Source organism: Curtobacterium sp. NPDC087080, from assembly GCF_044745105.1.
Taxonomy (GTDB): Bacteria; Actinomycetota; Actinomycetes; order Actinomycetales; family Microbacteriaceae; genus Curtobacterium.
Genome location: NZ_JBIUZP010000005.1, coordinates 65,102 through 84,963 on the forward strand (window position 1 = coordinate 65,102; position 19,862 = coordinate 84,963).

Annotated in this window: 17 protein-coding genes; 7 read left to right on the forward strand and 10 right to left on the reverse strand. The window is 71.5% G+C overall.

All coding sequences use genetic code 11. The annotated features are described in order from the left end of the window. Window positions 1–16: 16 nt before the first annotated feature. The 4 genes from ACIPEQ_RS14285 to ACIPEQ_RS14300 are packed head-to-tail and all read right to left on the reverse strand — an operon-like array spanning window position 17 to window position 5,017. Window positions 17–1,522, reverse strand: coding sequence for a glycoside hydrolase family 36 protein (locus ACIPEQ_RS14285; protein ID WP_402715675.1), 1,506 nt, complete (start codon window positions 1,520–1,522; stop codon window positions 17–19). Window positions 1,523–1,569: 47 nt separating this feature from the next. Beyond that, window positions 1,570–2,559: an N-acetylglucosamine kinase gene (locus ACIPEQ_RS14290; protein WP_402715676.1), complete on the reverse strand. Its 990-nt coding sequence runs from the start codon at window positions 2,557–2,559 to the stop codon at window positions 1,570–1,572. Continuing rightward, window positions 2,556–3,689, reverse strand: a complete 1,134-nt coding sequence (locus ACIPEQ_RS14295; protein WP_402715677.1) for an SIS domain-containing protein — start codon at window positions 3,687–3,689, stop codon at window positions 2,556–2,558. The genes ACIPEQ_RS14290 and ACIPEQ_RS14295 overlap by 4 nt, the downstream gene beginning before the upstream one ends. Next, window positions 3,686–5,017, reverse strand: coding sequence for a D-tagatose-bisphosphate aldolase, class II, non-catalytic subunit (locus ACIPEQ_RS14300; RefSeq protein WP_250368228.1), 1,332 nt, complete (start codon window positions 5,015–5,017; stop codon window positions 3,686–3,688). Before ACIPEQ_RS14300 ends, ACIPEQ_RS14295 begins: the two co-directional genes overlap by 4 nt. 158 nt (window positions 5,018–5,175) lie before the next feature. On the opposite strand from ACIPEQ_RS14300, the gene ACIPEQ_RS14305 reads away from it, so the two are divergent. The 5 genes from ACIPEQ_RS14305 to ACIPEQ_RS14325 all read left to right on the forward strand — a co-directional run bounded on the left by ACIPEQ_RS14305 (window position 5,176) and on the right by ACIPEQ_RS14325 (window position 10,757). Continuing rightward, window positions 5,176–5,964, forward strand: a complete 789-nt coding sequence (locus ACIPEQ_RS14305) for a DeoR/GlpR family DNA-binding transcription regulator (RefSeq protein ID WP_209676039.1) — start codon at window positions 5,176–5,178, stop codon at window positions 5,962–5,964. Between the two features lie 232 nt (window positions 5,965–6,196). After that, complete coding sequence (gene melA, locus ACIPEQ_RS14310) at window positions 6,197–7,513, forward strand: alpha-galactosidase (RefSeq protein WP_402715678.1); 1,317 nt, start codon at window positions 6,197–6,199, stop codon at window positions 7,511–7,513. Window positions 7,514–7,554: 41 nt separating this feature from the next. Next, entirely contained in the window at window positions 7,555–8,898 is a 1,344-nt protein-coding gene (locus ACIPEQ_RS14315) for an ABC transporter substrate-binding protein (RefSeq protein WP_402715679.1), read from the forward strand. A 9-nt stretch (window positions 8,899–8,907) separates the two neighbouring features. Continuing rightward, on the forward strand, window positions 8,908–9,858 hold the full coding sequence (locus ACIPEQ_RS14320) for a carbohydrate ABC transporter permease (RefSeq protein ID WP_126890488.1): 951 nt from the start codon (window positions 8,908–8,910) through the stop codon (window positions 9,856–9,858). After that, window positions 9,855–10,757 carry a carbohydrate ABC transporter permease gene (locus tag ACIPEQ_RS14325; protein ID WP_126890489.1) on the forward strand — a complete coding sequence of 301 codons (903 nt, stop codon included), beginning with the start codon at window positions 9,855–9,857 and terminating at the stop codon, window positions 10,755–10,757. The genes ACIPEQ_RS14320 and ACIPEQ_RS14325 overlap by 4 nt, the downstream gene beginning before the upstream one ends. A gap of 185 nt (window positions 10,758–10,942) precedes the next feature. Here ACIPEQ_RS14325 and ACIPEQ_RS14330 read toward each other — a convergent pair whose 3' ends face one another. The 5 genes from ACIPEQ_RS14330 to ACIPEQ_RS14350 form a co-directional block, all read right to left on the reverse strand. Next, the gene (locus tag ACIPEQ_RS14330; RefSeq protein WP_250368231.1) at window positions 10,943–11,851 is read right to left on the reverse strand and encodes a carbohydrate ABC transporter permease; all 909 of its coding nucleotides are present in this window, start codon (window positions 11,849–11,851) and stop codon (window positions 10,943–10,945) included. Continuing rightward, a complete protein-coding gene (locus tag ACIPEQ_RS14335) occupies window positions 11,848–12,807 on the reverse strand; it encodes a carbohydrate ABC transporter permease (protein ID WP_402715680.1) in 960 nt (319 codons plus the stop codon). The genes ACIPEQ_RS14330 and ACIPEQ_RS14335 overlap by 4 nt, the downstream gene beginning before the upstream one ends. A gap of 98 nt (window positions 12,808–12,905) precedes the next feature. Further along, the gene (locus ACIPEQ_RS14340) at window positions 12,906–14,219 is read right to left on the reverse strand and encodes an ABC transporter substrate-binding protein (protein ID WP_402715681.1); all 1,314 of its coding nucleotides are present in this window, start codon (window positions 14,217–14,219) and stop codon (window positions 12,906–12,908) included. Continuing rightward, window positions 14,216–15,457, reverse strand: coding sequence for a Gfo/Idh/MocA family protein (locus ACIPEQ_RS14345; protein WP_402715682.1), 1,242 nt, complete (start codon window positions 15,455–15,457; stop codon window positions 14,216–14,218). The genes ACIPEQ_RS14340 and ACIPEQ_RS14345 overlap by 4 nt, the downstream gene beginning before the upstream one ends. Before the next feature lie 203 nt (window positions 15,458–15,660). Continuing rightward, the gene (locus ACIPEQ_RS14350) at window positions 15,661–16,449 is read right to left on the reverse strand and encodes a DeoR/GlpR family DNA-binding transcription regulator (RefSeq protein WP_126890492.1); all 789 of its coding nucleotides are present in this window, start codon (window positions 16,447–16,449) and stop codon (window positions 15,661–15,663) included. A 131-nt stretch (window positions 16,450–16,580) separates the two neighbouring features. On the opposite strand from ACIPEQ_RS14350, the gene ACIPEQ_RS14355 reads away from it, so the two are divergent. Together ACIPEQ_RS14355 and ACIPEQ_RS14360 are read left to right on the forward strand one after the other, a co-directional pair. After that, complete coding sequence (locus ACIPEQ_RS14355; protein ID WP_402715683.1) at window positions 16,581–17,606, forward strand: ROK family protein; 1,026 nt, start codon at window positions 16,581–16,583, stop codon at window positions 17,604–17,606. Continuing rightward, the gene (locus tag ACIPEQ_RS14360) at window positions 17,603–18,718 is read left to right on the forward strand and encodes an N-acetylglucosamine-6-phosphate deacetylase (RefSeq protein WP_402715684.1); all 1,116 of its coding nucleotides are present in this window, start codon (window positions 17,603–17,605) and stop codon (window positions 18,716–18,718) included. Before ACIPEQ_RS14355 ends, ACIPEQ_RS14360 begins: the two co-directional genes overlap by 4 nt. 96 nt (window positions 18,719–18,814) lie before the next feature. On the opposite strand, the gene ACIPEQ_RS14365 is transcribed toward ACIPEQ_RS14360, so the two are convergent. Continuing rightward, window positions 18,815–18,973, reverse strand: a complete 159-nt coding sequence (locus ACIPEQ_RS14365) for a hypothetical protein (RefSeq protein WP_402715685.1) — start codon at window positions 18,971–18,973, stop codon at window positions 18,815–18,817. Window positions 18,974–19,862 lie beyond the last annotated feature (889 nt).

Below are 19,862 nucleotides of genomic sequence, written 5' to 3' on the forward strand. Positions count from 1 at the left end.
GACGGCCGCCCGTCCGTCAGCCGATGGAGGACGCCGCGTCGACCGCGTGTCCGCCGGACACGTACGGGGTGAGGTCGACCACCCGGTCGTCGATGCGGAAGACGTACCGGTCGACCTGCTCGACCACCGCGCTGCCGCCGAGCCAGTCGGCGGCCTCGGCACGCTCCTCCGGTCGGAGCCAGTCGACCGGGTCGGACGTCGACCGGAACCCGAGGACGGCCGCGGTGTCCTGCAGGGCTCGACGCTCGTCCGCGCCGAGCAGGTTGCGTTCGCTGCGGAAGTAGACCGAGTCGGGGTCCACCTCGTACAGCCGCCGCATCCACACCCGGTTGACCGAGGCCACCAGCGCGTTGCGGGCGCCCTCGCCGGAGGGATCGCCCACCCGCTCGGCGTTGTCCCAGAACGGCGCGACGTCCGGTCCGACACGGGCTCCGTCGAACACCCCGACCGAGGGGATCATCGGTACTCCGCAGCCGAGCAGGTAGACGTCGTCGCCGACGGTGCCCCGGATGTGCTCGATCGCCCGTCGGTAGGCCTGTTCGCGGGGCAGGTCGACGTGGCGGTGGCCGGCGATCGCCCCGGCGTACATGAAGTCGAGCTTCAGGTAGCCGTAACCGTCCGCCGTGATCCGGTCGAACACCCCGCGGAGGTGGTCGAGCACCTCCGGGTTCGTCGTGTCGAGCGAGTGGTAGTGCGACCCCCAGTTGTACCCGGAGACGAGCGGACGGCCGTCGTCACCGGCCACGAGCAGGTCGGGGCGCTCGGTGGCGATCGTCGATCCGGGCAGGGCGATCAGCGGCGCGAGCCAGATGCCCGGGCGGAAGCCGTGGCGCGCGATGGTCCGCGCCGTCGCGGCCATCCCGCTCGGGAAGTCTGGTCCGGCCGTCCAGTCGCCGACGATCGGCTCCCACCCGTCGTCCATCTGGAAGACGTCGACCGGGTACCCCTCGAGGTCCGCGGCCGCACGCGCGATCCGGTCCTCGGTGATGTCCTCGTAGTACGAGTACCAGCTGCTCCACACGGTGCCCGCGCGGGCGCTCCGACGACCGAGCCGCTCGGTGACGCGGTCGGCGTAGGCGGCGAAGACGTCCTGCTCGGCGCCGTACGCGACGAACCACTCCGCGTCGTCGTGCTCGCTCCTCGCCCACAGGACGTTGCGGTCGGCGCCGACCCGCGGGGTGCCGAGGCCGAGCGCCCCGACGAGCAACGTCCCGCCGTCGGGACCGGTCACCGCGCCCACGGCGCTGCCGGAGTGCGCGTGCGGGGTCTCGTTCGCGGCGTCGTCGGCGGTGAGCAGCCGTTCGGGGCTGTCCTTGATGCCGATGGTGTTGCCGTCGACACGTGTCCACCCGCTCGGGCTCCACGAGTTCCAGCCGTGCCGGTAGAACTCGGCTGCGGCACCGAACGGGTGGAGCAGCGCGACGGGACCCGCCGGGACGACCCACCCGTCCGCCGTTCGACGGGGTGTTCCGGAGACGATCGCGGGGACCCGGAGGCCGTCGAACTCGAACGTGAACTGCAACTGCGGGCTCCTCGTGGTGTCGGTGTGCGCGGTGTCGGCGTGCTGTGTCAGGACGCGGCGGCGACCGCGGTGACCGTCGGGCTCGTGTCCGCTGCGAACCGCTCGGGGATGGGTGCCCCGGCCCGACGCATCGCGACCAGGACGCTGCCGACGGTCGGATCGTGGCGGGGCTCGACGAGCTCGAGGGCCGTGTCCTCGGCGGACAGGGCGCTGGCGAACGCCTCGCGGAAGCGCGGCGCCCGGAAGAGCCCGCCGGAGTACGACACCGGAACGGTCTCGCCGGCGGGGAAGCCGAGCGCGCGGACCGTCGTGCCGACCAGGGTCGTGAGCTCGGCAGCGGCGCGGTGCAGGATCTCGGCAGCCGCGTCGTCGCCGGCGTCGGCGGCCGCGACGACCACCTTCGCCAGGTCGGCGACGGTCCCGCGGTCCGCCCCCCACTCGTCCATGACGACGCCGATCAGGTCGAGGTCCTCGGTCACCCCGACACGCTCGCGGACGAGTGCGTGCAGCGGACCCCGGGACAGTCGGCCGTCGGCCATCCGGGAGAAGGCGTTGAGCCCCTGGACGGCGACCCAGTACGCGGACCCCTCGTCGCCGAACACCTCGCTCCAGCCGCCGACGCGGTGTGCGGTGCCGTCGCGCTCGCCGTAGGCCATCGACCCGGTGCCCGCGATCACGTTCACGCCGTCCCGCCCGGCCAGGGAACCGGCCCAACCGCCGACCATGTCGTTGCCGCAGGAGTACCGGTCGTGTCCGAGCACCGCGGCGGGGAGGGCGTCGAGCACGGGAGTGTCCCGACTCGACTCCCCGTGTCCGGGGATGCCGAAGTGCGCGGACGTGATGTCCGCCGGGGTGATGCCGGCCGCCGACGTCACCGCGTCGACGCCCGCACGGACGACGTCGCCGACGAGTCCGGTCCCCGCGTCGAACCAGGAGGAGGTCGGCTGCCGCGACTCGGCGAGCGTGGTGCCCTCGCCGTCGGTGAGCAGGAACGCGGTCTTGGTTCCGCCGCCGTCCATGCCGAGGAAGACGGTCATGGCCGCGCGACTCCCGCGCGGTGGTCGTGGATCGTCACGCCCTGCACGACGCGGTTGACCGTGCCGCCCGGGAACGGGTTGTCCGGCGTGCAGCCGTGCGCGACCGACGTCGCGAGGGCGAGGAGCTGCGCGAAGCCGACCAGGGCGACGCTGCGGAACGCGTCGTCGAGGCCCGCCAGGTCGTCGAGCGGGAAGGAACGCTCGTCGTCCGCGTCTCCGCCGACCGAGACGACCCGCACGGTCCCGTCCCCGCGCAGCTCGCGGAGGATGTCCGCGTCGTACCGCGCCGTGTACGGGTCGGCCGAGCCGTAGACGACCACCAGGGTGTGTGCACCCGCGACGGCCTTCGGGCCGTGCCGGAAGCCGAGCGGGGTGTCGAAGAACGACACGACCCCGCCCGCGGTGAGCTCGAGCAGCTTCAGCGCGGACTCGCGTGCCAGGCCCTGCAGCGCGCCGCTGCCCAGGTAGACGACGCGTTCGGTGCCCTCGGCGAGCGAGGCGATCCGTGCCTCCAGGCCGGCGATCGTTCGCGCCGCCGCGACCAGCGCGCCGGTGCCCGCCACGAGCTCCGGCCGGAAGGCCAGGAGGACGGCGAGGAGCATCGTGGAGAAGCTCGACGTCATCGCGAAGCCGGTGTCGTTCGTCTCGGCCGGCATGTCGAGGACGAAGGACCGGTCCTGCCCGCGGTGCTCGCGGGCGAGGGAGCCCGCGGGGTCGCAGGTGACGACCAGGTGGTGCGCACCGGGCGCGACGTCGTCGACGACGCGGGTCGCTGCGACGCTCTCCGGGCTGTTGCCGGAGCGGGCGAAGGAGACCAGGAGCACCCGGCCCGGGTCGCCGAGCGAGCCGTGCGGGTCGGCGACGACGTCGGTCGTGGCGATCGACTCGACGCGACGGCCGAGGTGGCGGCGGAGGTCGACGCTCGCGATGTCCCCGACGAAGGCCGAGGTGCCGGCCCCGGTGAGCACGATGCGCAGGTCCGGGTCGGCGAGCAGCGGCTGCAGGAAGGCGTCGAGCGCGGCACGGCGGTCGTCGAGCGACGCGACGAGGCGCTGCCAGCTGTCGGGCTGCTGCAGGATCTCGCGGTGGGTCGCGGTCTCGTCGGCGCGGACGGGGGCGGTCGTGGTCACAGGGACTCCTTGCTGGTGGTGGTGGCGACCGCGTCGGCGAGACGCTCGCGCGGGGCGACGGCGGCGGCGTACGGGCGCAGGACGTCGCGGACCCGGTCGAGCACGATGTCCTCGGCGCGGTTCGGCAGCAGGCCCTCGCGGACCCGCTCGTACTGCACCGGCAGGTACTGGCTGAGCAGCGGGAGCGGGATGCCGACCTCGTCGAGGCTGTGCAGGAGCGCCTCGGTCGCGGCGGTGATCTCCGGGTCCGGCCAGTAGTAGCGCATGCGGTCGCTGTAGCTGTAGGTGCGGGCGATGCGCCGCTCGTCCTCGTCGCCCTCGTAGTAGCGCTCCCACCGGCCCGGCTCGGCGAGCATGCGGCGCTCGACGACGCCGCGCAGGTCGGTGGCGGAGCCGTCCGGCACGAGCTCCGACTCGAGGGCGTCGAGGGCGAACAGCGCCTCGCGGAGCCCGAAGGTCAGACCGGGGCCGACCTTGAGCACCGCCCAGTGGTCGTCGACCAGGGCGCGGAGCGCCTCGGGCGTCTGGTAGTCGGTCGAGTGCGCCTCGTACACGAGTCCGGGCGTCGCCTCGATGACCTCCTGCAGGGCGGCCGTGGCCTCGGGGACGTAGTCGATCACCTGCAGGTGGTCGAACTCGACCGCGGGCTGCACGACGAGGGCGACGACGCGCGGCCACACGTCGGCGAGCCCGGCGCGCTCGAACGCGGCGCGGTGCACGTCCAACGTGCCGACCGCTGCCGTCGCCGGGGTCGGCACGAGGTCGTGGAGCGTCTCCTTCGCCCCGCCGGGGGTCGGGACCTCGGTGCCGATGACGTAGACGATGCCGTCGCGGTCGATCCCGGCGTCGGTGGCGGCGGACTCCGCGGCGGCGAGCAGCACCGCGGCCCGCTCGGCGACGACCGCGTCGGTCAGCGGAGCGGTCTCGCCCTGCAGCGGCATGCTGCAGTCGAGGTGGATCTTCGTGTACCCGGCGGCGACGTAGGCGCGGACGAGGTCGACGGCGAGCGGCATGGCCTCGTCGGCCGGGCGGTCCTGCCACGTGTTCGGGCCGAGGTGGTCGCCGCCGAGGACGAGCCGGTCGGCCGGGAAGCCCTCGGCCTCGGCGAGCTCGAGCACCGCGGCGCGGAAGTCCGCGGGGGTCATGCCCGTGTAGCCGCCGAACTGGTCGACCTGGTTCGAGGTCGCCTCGACGAGCAGGGGTGCGTCGTCCTCGAGCGCCTGGCGCATAGCGGCCCGCAGGACGTAGGGGTTCGCCGAGCAGACCGAGGTGATGCCCTCACCGGATCCGGCACGGTGGCGAGCGACGAGCGCAGTGATGGGGTTCACGTGGTTCTCCTGGTGCGTGCGCCGCGGTCGGCGGCGCTGCCGACGCGGCACCGTCCGGCGTCGCGTCCGGTCTCAGTGTCGGCAACGACCGATCAGTTCCGCTGCCGTAACGATCACTCCGGTCATTCGCAGTGATCGTTCTGGCGCATGATGGGGCCATGGACAACGACACCCCGGACGTCGGCCGCAAGCGGCGGGACCGGATGCGGGACATCCTCGAGCGGGTGCGCGAGCAGGGGTCGACGAGCACGGACGAGCTGATCCGCGCCTGCGGGGTCTCCGCGGCCACGGTCCGCCGCGACCTCAGCGAGCTCGAGGCACGCGGGCTCGTCCAGCGCAGCTACGGCCGGGTCGAGGCCGTGGGTGCGCTCCCGGAGCTGCCCGTCGTGATGCGGGCCTCCGAGGCCGACGCCGCCAAGCGCGCGGTCGGTCGGCTCGCGGCCCGGCTCCTGCCCCCGGGGCGGCAGGCCGTCGCGGTCAGCGGCGGGACCACCACGCAGGAGGTCGTGCGGGCGCTCGGCGACCGGAACGGCCTGACCGTCATCACGAACGCCGTGACCATCGCGCTGGAGGTCTCGCGCAGTCCCCGGGTGAAGACGATCCTGACCGGCGGGACCCTCCGCGCCACCTCGCTCGAGGCGGTCGGCCCCCTGGCCGAGGCGGCGTTCTCCGCCTTCAAGGTGACGACGGCGTTCCTCGGCACGGACGGCATCAGCGCTGCCGGCGGCGTCACCACGCACGACGACACCGAGGCGCGGACGAACGGCGTGATGGTCACGCACGCCGACCGGGTGGTCGTGGTCTGCGACGGGTCGAAGGTCGGACGGCAGACGATGGCACGGATGGCCGACATCGGTGACGTGTCCGTCCTGGTGACCGACGAGCACGCCCCGCGCGAGGCGCTCGAGCAGATCGCCGCGGCGGGCGTCGAGGTCCTCATCGCCTGAGCGCTGCGCACCCGAACGCGCACTCGTCCTGCGCGTTTCACGACGCTGCGTGGTGGTCGCGTCCGACGCCCCCTACCGTGGGGCCCGGCCGGCGAACCTCGTCGAGGCCGCGCACCCGGACACCGCAGGAGCCCGTGTCGGGAAGCGCGCCCTCCCACCCCTCCGTGCCTTCTGCCACCGCAGGTGGTTCCGACCGCCGTCCCTCGGCGGTACCCCGAACGAAGGGCTTCCCGTGTCCCGCATCGTGTTCGTCGGCGCCGGCAGCGTCGTCTTCACCCGACAGCTGCTCGCCGACCTCCTCCGCTACGACGACCTCCCCGAGCTGGACCTCCGGCTGTTCGACGTCGACGAGCGCCGCCTCGCCGTCGCCGAAGCCACCGCCCGCCAGGTGAGCGAGCGCCTCGGGCGTCCGGTCACCGTCACGGCGACGACCGACCGCCGTCGCGCCCTCGCCGACGCCGACTTCGTCGTCGACATGGTGCAGATCGGCGGGATCGCGGCGACCCGGACCGACCTCGAGATCCCGGAGCGGTACGGCCTGCACCAGACGATCGGCGACACGACGGGGGTCGGCGGGGTCTTCCGTGCCCTCCGCACCTTCCCGTTCCTCACGGAGTTGACCGCGGACATGCGCGAGGTCGCCCCGGACGCGGTCCTGCTCAACTACACGAACCCGATGGCGATGAACATCTGGTGGGCGAACGCCGTCGCGCCGGACATCACCGCGCTCGGGCTCTGCCACAGCGTCTACTGGACGGCACACGACCTCGCCGGACTCCTCGGCCTCGACGTCGAGCAGACCCGCTTCCGCGCAGCGGGCGTCAACCACCAGTCGTGGTTGCTCGAGTGGACGCACGACGGCGAGGACCTCTACCCCCGTCTCCGTGAGCGCATCCGGCAGGACCCGGAGCTCGAACGCCGCGTGCGGGTCGAGGTCTTCACGCGGATCGGCTTCTACCCGACCGAGACGAGCGAGCACTCCTCGGAGTACTTGTCGTGGTTCCTCCGCTCGCCGGAGCAGGTGGACCGCTTCCGCCTGCGGCCGCTCGAGTACGTCGGCATCTCCGAGGACAACGTCGCGGAGTTCGAGGCAGCCGAGCGCGACCTGGCGGCCCGCCGGCCCGTGCAGCTCGAGGAGGGCGCGTCGGAGTACGCCCCGCAGGTCATCCACTCGCTGGTCACCGGCACCGAGCGCGAGATCCACGCGAACGTCCCGAACGCGGGCCTGATCGACAACCTGCCGGCGGGCTGCGTCGTCGAGGTCCCGACCACCGTCGGCGCCGGTGGCATCGCGCCGATCCCGATGGGGGCGCTCCCCGTGCAGGCGGCGGCGCTGAACCGGCCGTACGTCTCCGTGAACGAGCTCACGGTGCACGCCGCGCGGACGGGCGATCCCGTCGCGATCCGGCAGGCGGTGCTCATGGACCCGAACGCGTCGTCGACGCTGACACCCGAGCAGATCTGGGAGCTGTGCAACGACCTCGTGGTCGCCCACGGTGACCTGCTGCCGGAACCGCTGCGCGCGACGATCCCGGCTCGCGGGATCTGAGCTCGCGGGCCGACGCACCACTGACGACGAAGGAGTCCGCAGTGACACGCACCAGGACCAGCTCCGCCCGCCGCCGCACCGCACGACGTCGCACCGCACGCACGGCACTCGCCGTCGCGATCGCGGTCGCCGCGTCGGTCCTCACGGGCTGCGCACCGCAGGGCGCCACCGTGCTCGACACCACCGCACCGGTCCACCTGACCATGTGGTCGGGGCAGAGCGACGAGGCGGCGAAGCTCCTGCAGGGGCTCGTCGACGAGTACGAGGACGCGCACCCGAACGTGACGATCGACATGTCCTCCGGGGCCTCGTCGACGGACGAGCTGCTGCAGAAGCTCGCGGCGTCCTTCGCCGGGAACGACTCACCCGACATCTCGTACACCTTCGGGTCGTGGGCGAGCCAGCTCGAACGGTCCGGGCGGACGCTCGACCTGCGCGCCGAGGCCGAGGACCCGGACACGCACTGGGACGAGTTCTCCCCGGCGGCCCGCGGGACCGCGCAGCCGACCGGGCGGAAGGTGATCGGCTTCCCCGCGGTCGTCGACAACATCTCGCTCTTCTACAACAAGACGGTCTTCGACGCCGCCGGCGAGCCGTACCCGACGGCGGACTGGGACTGGTCGGACTTCCGTCGCACCGCGAAGGCGTTGACGGACCGGGACAGCCAGACCTTCGGCTACGGCTACTCGGTGTCCGGCAGCGAGGAGACCACCTGGCAGATGTGGCCGCACCTCTGGCAGAACGGCGGCTCGATCCTGTCCGAGGACGGCGAGCACGCCGCGTTCGACTCGAAGGCCGGCGTCGACGCCCTGTCGTTCATGCGGTCCATGGCCGTGACCGACCGCAGCGTGTACCTCGACCAGACGGACACCAAGTTCGCGCAGCTGTTCGAGAGCGACCGCGTCGGCATGATCACCTCCGGTCCGTGGGAGCTCTCCGCCCTGAAGACCGCCGGGACGTCGTACGGCGTGGTGCGGCTCCCGGGGACGGACGGCGACCACCAGACGGTGTCCGGACCCGACCTCTGGACCCTGTTCGACAACCACGACGTGAACCGCGCGTACTGGGCGAAGGACTTCACGAAGTGGCTGACCTCGCCCGCGCAGGACGAACGGTTCAACGTCGCGGTCGGCAACCTGCCGCTGCGGTCGAGCGAGGCCGACAGCCCGGCCTTCCGGAAGCAGGTCGCAGCCCTGCCCGGACTCGACGTCATCCAGGCGAACTCCGCGAACGCGAAGCAGGTCCGTCCGACCCTGCCCGGCTACAACGGCCTGTCCGAGGCCTTCGGCGACGCGGTGTCCCGCGTGCTGCAGGGCGAGGGCGAACCGGCCGAGGCACTCCGGCAGGCGACCGTCGCCGCCGACAAGGCACTCCGTCAGGGCTAGGAGGCCCCCGTGACCACTCCCGCACTCCGCACCCGTCCGACCACCGGCGCTGCCGGCGCCCCGGAGCCGCGTCGACGACGATCGGCCGCCGCCCGCGAGGGCCTCGCCGGCTGGGGCTTCGTCGGCCCGGCCCTGGCGGTCGTGCTCGGCCTCACGATCTTCCCCGGGGTCTGGGCGCTCGTCCTCTCCTTCCAGCGCTGGGACGGCTTCAGCCCGCCGTCGTTCGCCGGCATCGAGAACTACCAGGACCTGGCCACCGACGCGAGCGCGCTCGCGGCCGCCGTGCACACCCTGCTGTACACGGTCCTGTTCGTCCCCGCGTCCCTGCTGCTCGGGCTCGCCCTGGCCGTCGCCCTGAACCGGCGCATCCGGTTCATCGGCCTGTACCGCACGGCGATCTTCGTGCCGTTCGTGGCCTCGGCCGCGGCGACGGGCATCCTGACCACCTACCTGTTCAGCCCGCAGTTCGGCATCGTCAACACCGTGCTGCGCGTACTGCACGTGCCGCCGCAGGGCTGGCTCGAGGACCGCTCCGAGGCGATGGTGGTGATCGTCATCATGTCCCTGTGGGGGCAGGCGGCCTTCACGACCGTCATCTACCTCGCCGCACTGCAGGACGTCCCCGGCGACGTGCTCGAGGCAGCGCGGATCGACGGCGCGAACACCTGGCAGACCTTCTGGCGCGTGGTCTGGCCGCAGCTGGCGCCGGTCACCGCGTTCGTCGGGATCTACCAGACCCTGCAGGCCGTGCAGCTCTTCGACCTCGTCTACGCGACCACCCGCGGCGGACCCCTCGACGCCACCCAGACGATCGTCTACTACCTGTGGAAGACGGCCTTCCAGAACCTGCAGTTCGGCTACGGGTCCGCCATCGCCTACGGCATGTTCTTCGTCACCCTCACCGCGACCGTGATCGTCACGGTCGTGCAGCGCCGAGCCGGAAGGAACGCGGCACGATGACCGTCGAGACCCGAGTCCTCGAGACCCCGAACCGGCGGTCCGCCGTCGCGGCACCGACGGGACGCCCCGCGCCCCGCCGTCGACGTCGCCTGCCGTTCAGCCCGTGGCACCTCCTGCTCGCACCGGTGGCACTCCTGTTCCTGCTGCCGTTCGTCGAGATGTTCCTCACCTCGCTCGAACCGGCGTCGGAGATCAACAAGTTCCCGCCGTCGTTCCTCCCGACGCAGTTCACCCTGTCGGGCTACACGCGCCTGTTCGCCGAGTCGGACATCCTGCACTGGCTCCTCAACACGGTGATCGTGTCGGCGTCCGCGATCGTCTCGCACCTGGTGCTGTGCTCGCTGGCCGGCTACGGGTTCGCACGACTGCGGTTCCCGGGGCGGACGTTCGGGTTCCTGGCGATCCTCGCGACGATCATGATCCCGTCGCAGCTCCTCATGATCCCGACCTACGTCATGTTCGCGCGGCTGCACCTCGTGGACAGCCTCGGCGCCGCGATCGTGCCGTGGCTCGCGTCGGCGTTCGGCATCTTCCTGATGCGGCAGTTCTTCCTCTCCCTGCCCGCCGAGCTCGAGGAGGCCGGCCAGATCGACGGGTGCTCCCGCCTGCAGGTGTTCTTCCGGATCGTCCTGCCCCTCGCCCGTCCGGCGCTCGCGACGCTCGCGATCTTCACCCTGCTCGGGTCCTGGAACGACCTGGTCTGGCCGCTCGTCGCGATCAACGACGCGGACTCGTTCACGCTGCAGCTCGGTCTGACGAACTTCCAGGGCGCGCGGCGGACCGACTGGTCGCTGCTGATGGCGGGGAACGTGGTCGCGACGCTGCCGCTGATCCTGCTCTTCCTGGTGGCGCAGAAGCAGTTCGTCGCGACGATGGCCTCGGCCGGTCTGAAGGGCTGAGCGGCGCGATCGACGGGAGGCACGGTGCCCACGGGCACCGTGCCTCCCGTCGTTCCTGCAGCCGGCCTGGAGGCGCGTGTCGGCCCGGCACCGTCCCTCCCGTCCGGCGGTCCCACCGGGCACGACGAAGCGCCCCTCGGATCCCGAGGGGCGCTTCGTCGTCGTGCGGCCGCGTCGGCCACCGCTCACTTCAGGCCGGAGGACGCGAGCCCGTCGATCACCCGCCGCTGCAGCACGATGAACAGGACCAGCACCGGGGCCATCGCCATCAGGCTCGCCGCCATGAGCAGGGGGTAGTCGATCGTCCGGTCGCTGGACAGGGTCGCGAGCCCGGCGGCGAGCGGCATGTCCTCGGCGCGGGTGGAGACCACCAGCGGCCAGAGCAGCTCGTTCCACGACCACAGCACCGTCGTGATCGCGAGCACGCTGATCGACGGACGTGCGAGCGGCAGCATGATCCGCCAGAAGGTCTGGAACGGGTTCGCGCCGTCCATGCGCGCCGCCTCCTCGAGCTCGGCGGGCATGTTGAGGAAGGCGGTGCGCATGAGGAACGTGCCGAAGGCGCTGAACAGGCCGGGTGCAACGATGCCGGCCAGGGTGTCCAGCCACCCGAGGCCCTGCACGATCTGGTACTGCGAGATGAGGTAGACCTGCGACGGCACCAGCAGGATCGAGAGCACGATGCCGAGGATGACCGCGCGTCCGCGGAAGCGCATGCGGGCGAAGGCGTAGCCGGCGAGCGTGCACAGCACGATCTGCGCCAGGGTGCGGATCAGGGTCACCCAGATGGAGGTCGCGAGCTGGTCGAGGAAGGGGAGCCGCTCGAAGACCCGGGCGAAGTTGCCCCACTGCAGCTCGCCCGGCCAGAAGGTCGGTGTCGGCGAGGTCACCTGCGCGTTCGTGGACAGCGCCATGACGATCTGCCAGAGGAACGGGAACGCCATGACGAACCCGCCGATGCCGAGCACCACGTGGATCCACCAGTGGCTGCCACCGCGGCGACCGGGCCGCGACGCGGCCTGTGCGCGGGTGCGACCCGCGGCCCTCGTGGCCGCCGCGACCTTGCTGCCGCGCGCGTCGATGATGCCGGTCATGACTGGACCCACTTCCGCTGGACCCGGAACTGCACGACGGTGATGATGCCGATGAGCACGAAGATCACCATCGCGATGGCAGCCGCGAAGCCCTTGTCGTTGTCGATGAACCCGGCGTTGTAGAAGTAGAAGACGAGGGACATCGTCTCCGGGATGACCGGGTTGGTGGAGCCGAGGATGGCGTAGAGCAGGTCGAAGAGCTGGAAGCTCGAGATCGTGGTGACCACCAGCACGAAGAAGATGCTCGGCGTCAGCAGCGGCACGGTGAGCGAGCGGAACTGACGCCAGCGGCTCGCACCGTCGAGCTCGGCGGCCTCGTACAGCTCGGGCGGTATGTCCTTCAGTCCGGCGCCGAGGATGATCATCGAGAACCCCAACGACGACCACAGGCCGACGAGGGACACCGCGACGAGCGCGAAGCCCGGGGTGGAGATCCAGTACGGGCCGTCGATCCCGAAGCGGCCGAGGAACCAGTTCACGATGCCGAAGTCGCCGTTGAACATGATGCGCCAGACCAGGGCGATCGCGGCCGGCATCGCCACGTAGGGCAGGAAGAAGAGCACCCGGTAGAACTGTGCGAACCGCAGGCCCGGGGTGTTGAGCAGGCTCGCGAGCCAGACCGCGATCGGGATGCCGAGCAGGACGATCACCGTGTAGACGATCGTGTTGACGAGCGACTGGTACAGCTGCGGGTCGGTCAGCAGGCGGCCGTAGTTCGCGAGCCCGGTGAAGGTGGCGCCGCCGAAGACACCCCAGCTCGTGAACGAGTACCAGAAGGTCTGCAGGATCGGCCAGATGAAGAACGTGCCGACGCCGATCAGCAGCGGGAGCACGAACAGCCACGGCCAGATGCCGTCGGTGCGGGAGGCACGGGTCGATCGGGGCCGATCGTCGTGCTGGGGTCGGGACGGCGGCGACGGCCGGGTCGCCGTCGTCTGCCGGGTGATGGTCGTCATCGGATCGCTCCTACGCCGGGGCGGGCGGATCAGGGGGTGCGGGTGTGGGTGCGGGGAGGTGGGTCCGGTGGGACGGACGACGCCGATCGGCGTCTCCGTCACTCCTTCGCGAGCGCGGCGTCCATCTCCTTCGCGAGCTCGGCCGTCACCTGGTCGACGGGTCGCGAGCCGTCGAAGGCGCTCGGCAGCAGGTTCGTCTCGAGGGTGTTCCACGCGGCGGTGTTCTTCGACACCGGCAGCGGCTTCGCGTAGTCGACCGCGTCGAGGAAGACCTGCAGGTCCGCGTCGGGCATCGTCTTCGTGAAGGCGTCCTGCGTGCCCTCGTAGGCCGGGATCACCGCGCCCATGTCCCCCTGCTGCTGCTGGGCCGGCTTGCTCGCCAGGTACGCCTGCAGTGCCTGGGCGGCCGCCTTGTTCTTCGACCCCTCGGCGACGACGTTCGAGACGCCGTGGATGACGGTCGCCTGCTCCTTGCCCTTCGGCAGCGGGTAGACGACGACGTCCTGCTCCATGTCGGTGCCGATCAGCGCCGACCGGAACCAGCTGCCGCCCTGGTACATCGCGAGCTTGCCGGCGGTGAACCACTGGTCCGCCGTGGTGTCGGTCAACTGCTTGATCGTCGGCGAGGCGCCGGAGGCGATCAGGTCCGTCCAGAAGCGGATGCCCTCCTGAGCAGCCTTCGTGTCGTACTCCGACTTCCCGTCGTCGACGACGGACCCGCCGGCCTGGAAGATCGTGTCGTAGTAGGTGGTCTGTCCGTCCATGCCGCCGGCGGCGCCGTACGCGCCGTCGCCCTTGAGCTTCTGCGACAGCTCGGCGGCGGTGTCCTGGAAGTCCTGCCACGTCCAGTCCTTCGACGGCAGCGGCACGCCGGCCTTCTCGAACAGGGCCTTGTTCACCCAGACGCCGATCGTGTCGAAGTCCTTCGGGACGCCGTACTGCTTCCCGTCGTAGGTGTAGAGGTCGTCGAGCGCCTTCGAGTACTTCGACGGGTCGATCGCGCCCGACTCCACCGCGCCGGTGATCGGCGCGAGCTTGCCGTTGCCCGCGTAGAGCTGGAAGTTCGGACCGTTCATCCAGAACAGGTCGGGGAGCGTGTTGCTGGAACCCTGCGTCTGCAGCTTCGTGAAGTAGTTGGCGTACGGCGTGACGTCCACGTTGACCGTGATGTCCGGGTACTCCTCGTTGAAGCCCTTGATGTTCGCCTTGATCGCGTCGACCTGGTTCTGGTCCCACACGGCGTAGGTCAGGTCGGCCTTCGTGTCCTTCGCGACCGTGCCCGTCCCGGAGTCGGAGCCGGCGGAGGACGCGCTGCTGCACCCCGCGAGGAGGGCGACGGCGCTGACCGCGGCAGCGAGACCGAGCAGGGCACGGCGGCGACCGCGGCCGTGACGGGGGGAGGGGAGGGTCATCGGGTGTTCCTTCCGGAGGGGTCGTCGTGGCCGGCTGCGGCCGTGAAGTGACGGATGGTGGCTTCGGGGAGGGGCGGCACGTCGAGCGGGACGGAGCCGTTGCGGAGCGAGCGGGTGGCGAGTGCGCCGGCGGCGACCGCCATGCGCGCCGCGATCGGTGACAGGGTCGTCGGCTCACCGAGCGCGACGGAGCGGAGGAACTCGGTCATGGTGAGGAGGTCGGCGTCGGCGTGGCCGTCCTCGACGCCGTCGATCGGGTACTCCACGTCACCGGCGACGTCCCATCCACGGCGGTGGTTCCACACCTTGACGGCCCCGCCGCCGGTGTCCCCGACGTTCTCGAGTCGCCCGTGGGTTCCGATCACGGTGTAGTTCCGCCAGTAGTCGGGCGTGAAGTGGCACTGCTCGTAGCTCGCCTGCACACCGTTCTCGAGCGTCATCATCACCATCGAGACGTCCTCGACGTCGACGACGGGGTTGAGCCCGGTCTGCTCGGTCGGCGGCCAGTTGTCGAACGAGAACCAGTCGGTCACGAGCTCGTCGCTGCGGTCCCGCCGGTCGGTGACGTCGCCGTACACCGAGAGCGACCCCATCCCGACGACCCGGCTGGTGTACGCACCGGCGAGGGCGTGCACGACGTCGAGGTCGTGGCTCGCCTTCTGCAGCAGGAGCGAGTTCACACGGCTGCGGTCGGCGTGCCAGTCCTTGAAGTAGTAGTCCCCACCGTTGCCGACGAAGTGGCGGACCCACACCGCCTTGACCTCGCCGATCTCGCCCCGGGCGATGACCTCGCGCATGAGGCGGACGACGGCTGCGTGCCGGAAGTTGTGGCCGACGTACAGGGGCGTGCCGGTCTCGGCGGCGGTGTCCAGGACGGCGTCGGCGTCCTCCACGGTGATCGCCAGGGGCTTCTCGAGGTAGACGGCGATGCCGGCGCGGAGCAGGTCGGTCGCGATCTCGGCGTGGGTCCAGTCCGGGGTGGTGACGATCGCCGCGTCCACGAGGTTCGGTGCGCCGTCCGTGCCGATCAGGGCCCGGTGGTCGGCCACCACCTCGGCCTCGGGCCAGTGTGCGGCGGCACGGTCCCGCCCGGCGGGCGTCGTGTCGGCGGCGGCCGTGACCCGCGCGTCCACGCCGTCGGCGTCCAGGCCCGCGGTGGCCACGTGGTCGGCGATGGCTGCGCGCTGTCCGATGCCGACGACGCCGACCCGGAGCAGGCGTGTGCTCGTGGTGGTCATCTCGCTCCCTTGCGTGATTGTGACGGCAATGATGCCAAATCGATCATGAGTGCACAATAAGCACGCACGGCGCGATCACGGAAGCGTGCGTCCGACCTTGTTACATGTCGGCAACGTCCGGCAGGCGACGCGTGCGGCAGGGGTGTGGGCCGCGGTGGACGCGTCCGAGCGGCCGTGCATCCGGGCGGGCCGGATCGGTCGGGTCAGCTCGCGACGACGAGCTCCACGCCGGCCGACGCCAGTTCCGCGGCGAACGGAGCCGGGACCGGCTGGTCCGTGACGAGCACGTCGATGCGCTCGAGCGGGCAGATGCGCGCGAAGGTGGCGCGCTCGATCTTCGTCGAGTCGGCGACCACCACGACCCGGCGGCCGACGGACGCGAAGTGCCTGCTGACCTCGGCCTCGCCCTCGTGCATGGTCGTCGCGCCGTACTGGCCGGTCAGACCGTCGACGCCGAGCACGACGACGTCGAGTGCGAAGCCGTCGAGCGTGTCCCGCACGGTCGGCCCGATGAGCTCGTAGGACTGCCGCCGCGCCACGCCGCCCGTGACCATGATCTTGACGTTGGCGCGGACGGACAGCTCGTACCCGATGTTCAGCGCGTTCGTGACGATGGTGATGCCGCACTCGCCGTCGGCGCGGAGGAAGCGCTCGCTCTTGCCGAGCTCCCGCGCGACCTCGGTCGTCGTCGTCCCGCCGTTCAGGCCGACCGTGTCGCCGGGCGAGACGAGCGCCGCGGTCGCCCGGGCGATGGCGGTCTTCGCCTCGGCCTGCCGTGCGATCTTGTACTGCAGCGGCAGCTCGTACCCGGCCCCCAGTGCTGCGGCCCCTCCGTGGGTGCGCGTGACGAGCCGCTGGTCCGCCAGTGTCGCGAGGTCGCGGCGTGCGGTCGCAGCGGAGATGCCGAGGGCCTCGCCGATCTCGGCGATCGAGACGTTCCCGCGGTCGCTCACGAGCTCGAGGAGCGCGTTGAGCCTCTGCTGCGGGGTCATGGCGTCATCCTACGGGCGAGCCTGCCGTGCGATGTGAGCGGAAATGATGCGCGTTGTTTGCACTGATCATGATCGGTCGGCAGGCTGACGGCGTCCGATCAGCGCTGGTCGGCGTGATCGGAGGGCCCGGGATGACCGCTGACGGCGCAGTGCTCGGGATCGACGTCGGGGGCACGAGCATCAAGGTGCGCCTGGTCGCCGACGACGGGCGGGTGCTCGAGGAGCAGCGCGTCCCGACCCCGCGCGACGACCTCCACGCCGTCGCACTGGCCGGACTCGTCGCGACGCTGGGGCAGCGGGCGCGGACGGTCGCACGGCAGCACGGGACCGACCTCGGGGCGATCGGACTGGTCGTCCCCGGGGTCGTCGACGAGGACACGGGCCGTTCGGTGCTCTCGGTGAACCTCGGCTGGCGGGACGTGCCGGTCCGGGCCCGGGTGGAGGGGGCCCTGCGTGCGACAGGCGTCGACGCGGTCCCGCTCGCCTTCGGCCACGACGTCCGGGCCGGCGCGCTCGCCGAGGTCCACGCCGCCACTCCCGCAGGGACCTCGGGCGGTCCGCTCGCCACCGATCCTGCCACCGCGCTGGGTCGTGGCACCGTCGCCTTCGTCCCCGTCGGGACCGGTCTGGCGAGCGCCCTGGTCGTCGACGGCCGGGTCGTGTCCGGCGGTGGCTGGGCCGGGGAGATCGGCCAGGTGCGGATCCGGGACGGCGCGCACGCGGGCCTCCGGGTCGAGGAGGTCGCCTCGGCCGGAGCGGTCGCGCGCCGCAGTGGTGCTCCGAGTGCCCACGACTCGATGCTCCGGGTCCTCGACGGCGACGCGGTGGCCCGCCGGGCGTGGGACGACTGCGTCGACGTGCTCGCCGACACCCTGGCCTGGTTGACGGCGGTCGCCGGCTGCCACACCCTGATCGTCGGCGGCGGCCTCGCCCAGTCCGGACCGATCCTCTTCGACCCGTTGCGTTCCGCGGTGGCCGACCGACTCACCGGGGTCAGGATCCCCGAGCTGGTGGGTGCGCGGCACGGCGATGCGGCCGGCGCCATCGGTGCGGTGCTGCTCGCCCGCCGGGTGCTGGTCGACCCGGCGCGGTCCGGCTCCGCGCGGTCCGGCTCGACACGCGCCGGCTCGACTGAAGCCGTGACGGTGACCGCGTGACGGTCCTCGTCCGGGCCCAACGGATCGTCACCGCGGCCGTCGACCTGGCCGATGCCTGGCTCGCCGTCGACGACGGCCGGGTCGCCGCGGTCGGCACCGGTCCGGCACCCGCGCACGACCACATGACCCAGGTGACGGGCACCGTCCTGCCGGCCTTCGTCGACCTGCACGCGCACGGCGCACTCGGGCACGACTTCGCCTCGTGCTCGGTCGACGAGGCCCGTGCAGCGGCCGCCCACCACGCCGCGCGGGGGACCGCCCACCTGGTGGCGTCGATCGCGACGGGCACCGTCCCCGACACGGTCGCGGCGCTGCACCGCCTCCGACCGCTCGTCGACGACGGCACGCTCGCCGGACTGCACCTCGAGGGGCCCTGGCTCGCTCCCGCCCGCCGGGGTGCGCACGCCGTCGGGCTGCTGCACCCGCCGACCCCTGACGAGGTCGACCTGTTCGTGGACGCCGGCGGCGCAGCGCTCCGGATCGTCACCCTCGCGCCCGAGCTCCCGGGCGCGCTCGACGCGGTCCGGCGGCTGGTCGCGTCGGGCATCGTCGTCGCGATCGGGCACACCGACGCCGACGGCGACCAGGTCCGGGCGGCGACGGACGCCGGGGCGACCCTCGTCACGCACCTGTTCAACGGGATGCCGCCGCTGCACCACCGTGCGCCGGGCCCGATCGGCGTCGCGCTGTCGGACGAGCGGCTCACCGTGGAGTGCATCGTCGACGGCCACCACCTCGACCCCGTGACCGTCGACCTCGTGCGCGGAGCCGCGGGTGACCGTCTCGTGCTCGTCTCGGACGCGATGGCCGCGACCGGCTGCGCCGACGGCCGCTACCGGATCGCGGGCTCTGAGGTCGTCGTCGCCGACGGAGTCGCCCGGTTGGCGGACGGCTCGTCCCTGGCGGGGAGCACGATCACGGTGGCGGACGCCGTCGCGCGCTTCGTCGACGGTCGTCCGGACCGGCTGCCGACTGCCGTCCGCGCGTCGTCCGCACGAGCGGCGTCGCTGATCGGTCTGCGTCCGCCGCTCAGTGTCGGGGCTCCCGCCGACGTCGTGGTCGCCGGTCGCGACGGGCGGATCCACCCGCTGCCGCTCGGCCCGACCGCCTGACCGAGGGCGGCCGCCTGCTCGGGCGATCCGTGACGCGGAGCCGGCGCCGTCGGACGGGAGGCGCGGTGCGGGCCCGCCACGTGCCTCCCGGCCGGATCAGCGGCGCGACGGCGGGCCGCACGCCGCCCCCACGACCGGGCACCGGTTGCCGTCGAGCTCGTCGGAGTACTCGCCGCCGTCGCCGAGCAGCACGTGCCGGTACGCCGCGTCGTCGATCGGACGTGCGGACCGCACGGCCGCCTCGAGCATGATCATGTTGACCTCGGGCCGAACGGTGACGGCGACGCGCGTGTCACCACGCGAGCGATGTGCTCGCTGCCCGTCACGACAGCGTCAAGAGCTTCGGGAGGCGGTTGAGTAGCCGCTCGGCGGTCAGTAGCGCCTGAGTCTCGTCACACTCACCCAAGACACGCCCGAAGTTCCCGACGAGTCCGAGTCCGAGTCCGAGTCCGGCACCGAGCCCGAGCCCAAGTCCGGCAGCGAGCCCGTGGTCGCCTGGCGCCGCTACAGCGCCAGGGGCCCGGCTATCTGCGTCGGCCTAGGTGTCCTCGCGTTGAGGCTCGCGATGCACTTCCGACCCGTTGTCCGGCTCCAAGGAGCTGCAATGTTCCCCACGCCACGCGCTGATCTCCGCACAGCTACGGCCTTCAGGAGCGCTGACGCCACGGGACGGCGGGCTCATCCTCTTGTATGGCTATCCCTCAGCTTGTGTTCCTCTTCCATGATCGAACCTGTCGGACAGTGGTGTACCAAACGGATGACAACGGTACTAGGAGTCCGCCAACCACCCCAGCTAGAGCGCCCAAAAGAAAGGTCGTACGTTCGGCGTTGCGCTGACGTCTCAAATCAGTGATCGTCCCCGCAGGCTCAATCGCACCGTTATCTACACTGCTCCACGAAAGCGGTACACGCGCGTCGGGCTCCGGTGACACGACAGTGAGATCCTCTGTCGCACTCAAGGGAATGTACTCCACGTATGTGCTCAGATTGGGGCTGTATCCCTTTGTTCGCTTGCCGGTTGGAATGGGAAGCTTGTCGCGCAAGTCGTCCGGGAGGCTTGTGGTGCCGATTGAAGGCAGCTGAAATGTTGTGTTGGACCCCTTTGCCTTCTCGGCTGACAGACGCGACTGTACATCCACTATTG

Bases quoted from the DNA above. Each gene is read 5' to 3' on its own strand.
- ACIPEQ_RS14350 (WP_126890492.1), bottom strand. From the start codon at position 16,449: ATGACCCCGCAGCAGAGGCTCAACGCGCTCCTCGAGCTCGTGAGCGAC.
- ACIPEQ_RS14365 (WP_402715685.1), bottom strand. From the start codon at position 18,973: ATGATCATGCTCGAGGCGGCCGTGCGGTCCGCACGTCCGATCGACGAC.
- ACIPEQ_RS14345 (WP_402715682.1), bottom strand. From the start codon at position 15,457: ATGACCACCACGAGCACACGCCTGCTCCGGGTCGGCGTCGTCGGCATC.
- ACIPEQ_RS14290 (WP_402715676.1), bottom strand. From the start codon at position 2,559: ATGACCGTCTTCCTCGGCATGGACGGCGGCGGAACCAAGACCGCGTTC.
- ACIPEQ_RS14355 (WP_402715683.1), top strand. From the start codon at position 16,581: ATGACCGCTGACGGCGCAGTGCTCGGGATCGACGTCGGGGGCACGAGC.
- ACIPEQ_RS14330 (WP_250368231.1), bottom strand. From the start codon at position 11,851: ATGACCGGCATCATCGACGCGCGCGGCAGCAAGGTCGCGGCGGCCACG.
- ACIPEQ_RS14340 (WP_402715681.1), bottom strand. From the start codon at position 14,219: ATGACCCTCCCCTCCCCCCGTCACGGCCGCGGTCGCCGCCGTGCCCTG.
- ACIPEQ_RS14335 (WP_402715680.1), bottom strand. From the start codon at position 12,807: ATGACGACCATCACCCGGCAGACGACGGCGACCCGGCCGTCGCCGCCG.
- ACIPEQ_RS14325 (WP_126890489.1), top strand. From the start codon at position 9,855: ATGACCGTCGAGACCCGAGTCCTCGAGACCCCGAACCGGCGGTCCGCC.
- ACIPEQ_RS14305 (WP_209676039.1), top strand. From the start codon at position 5,176: ATGGACAACGACACCCCGGACGTCGGCCGCAAGCGGCGGGACCGGATG.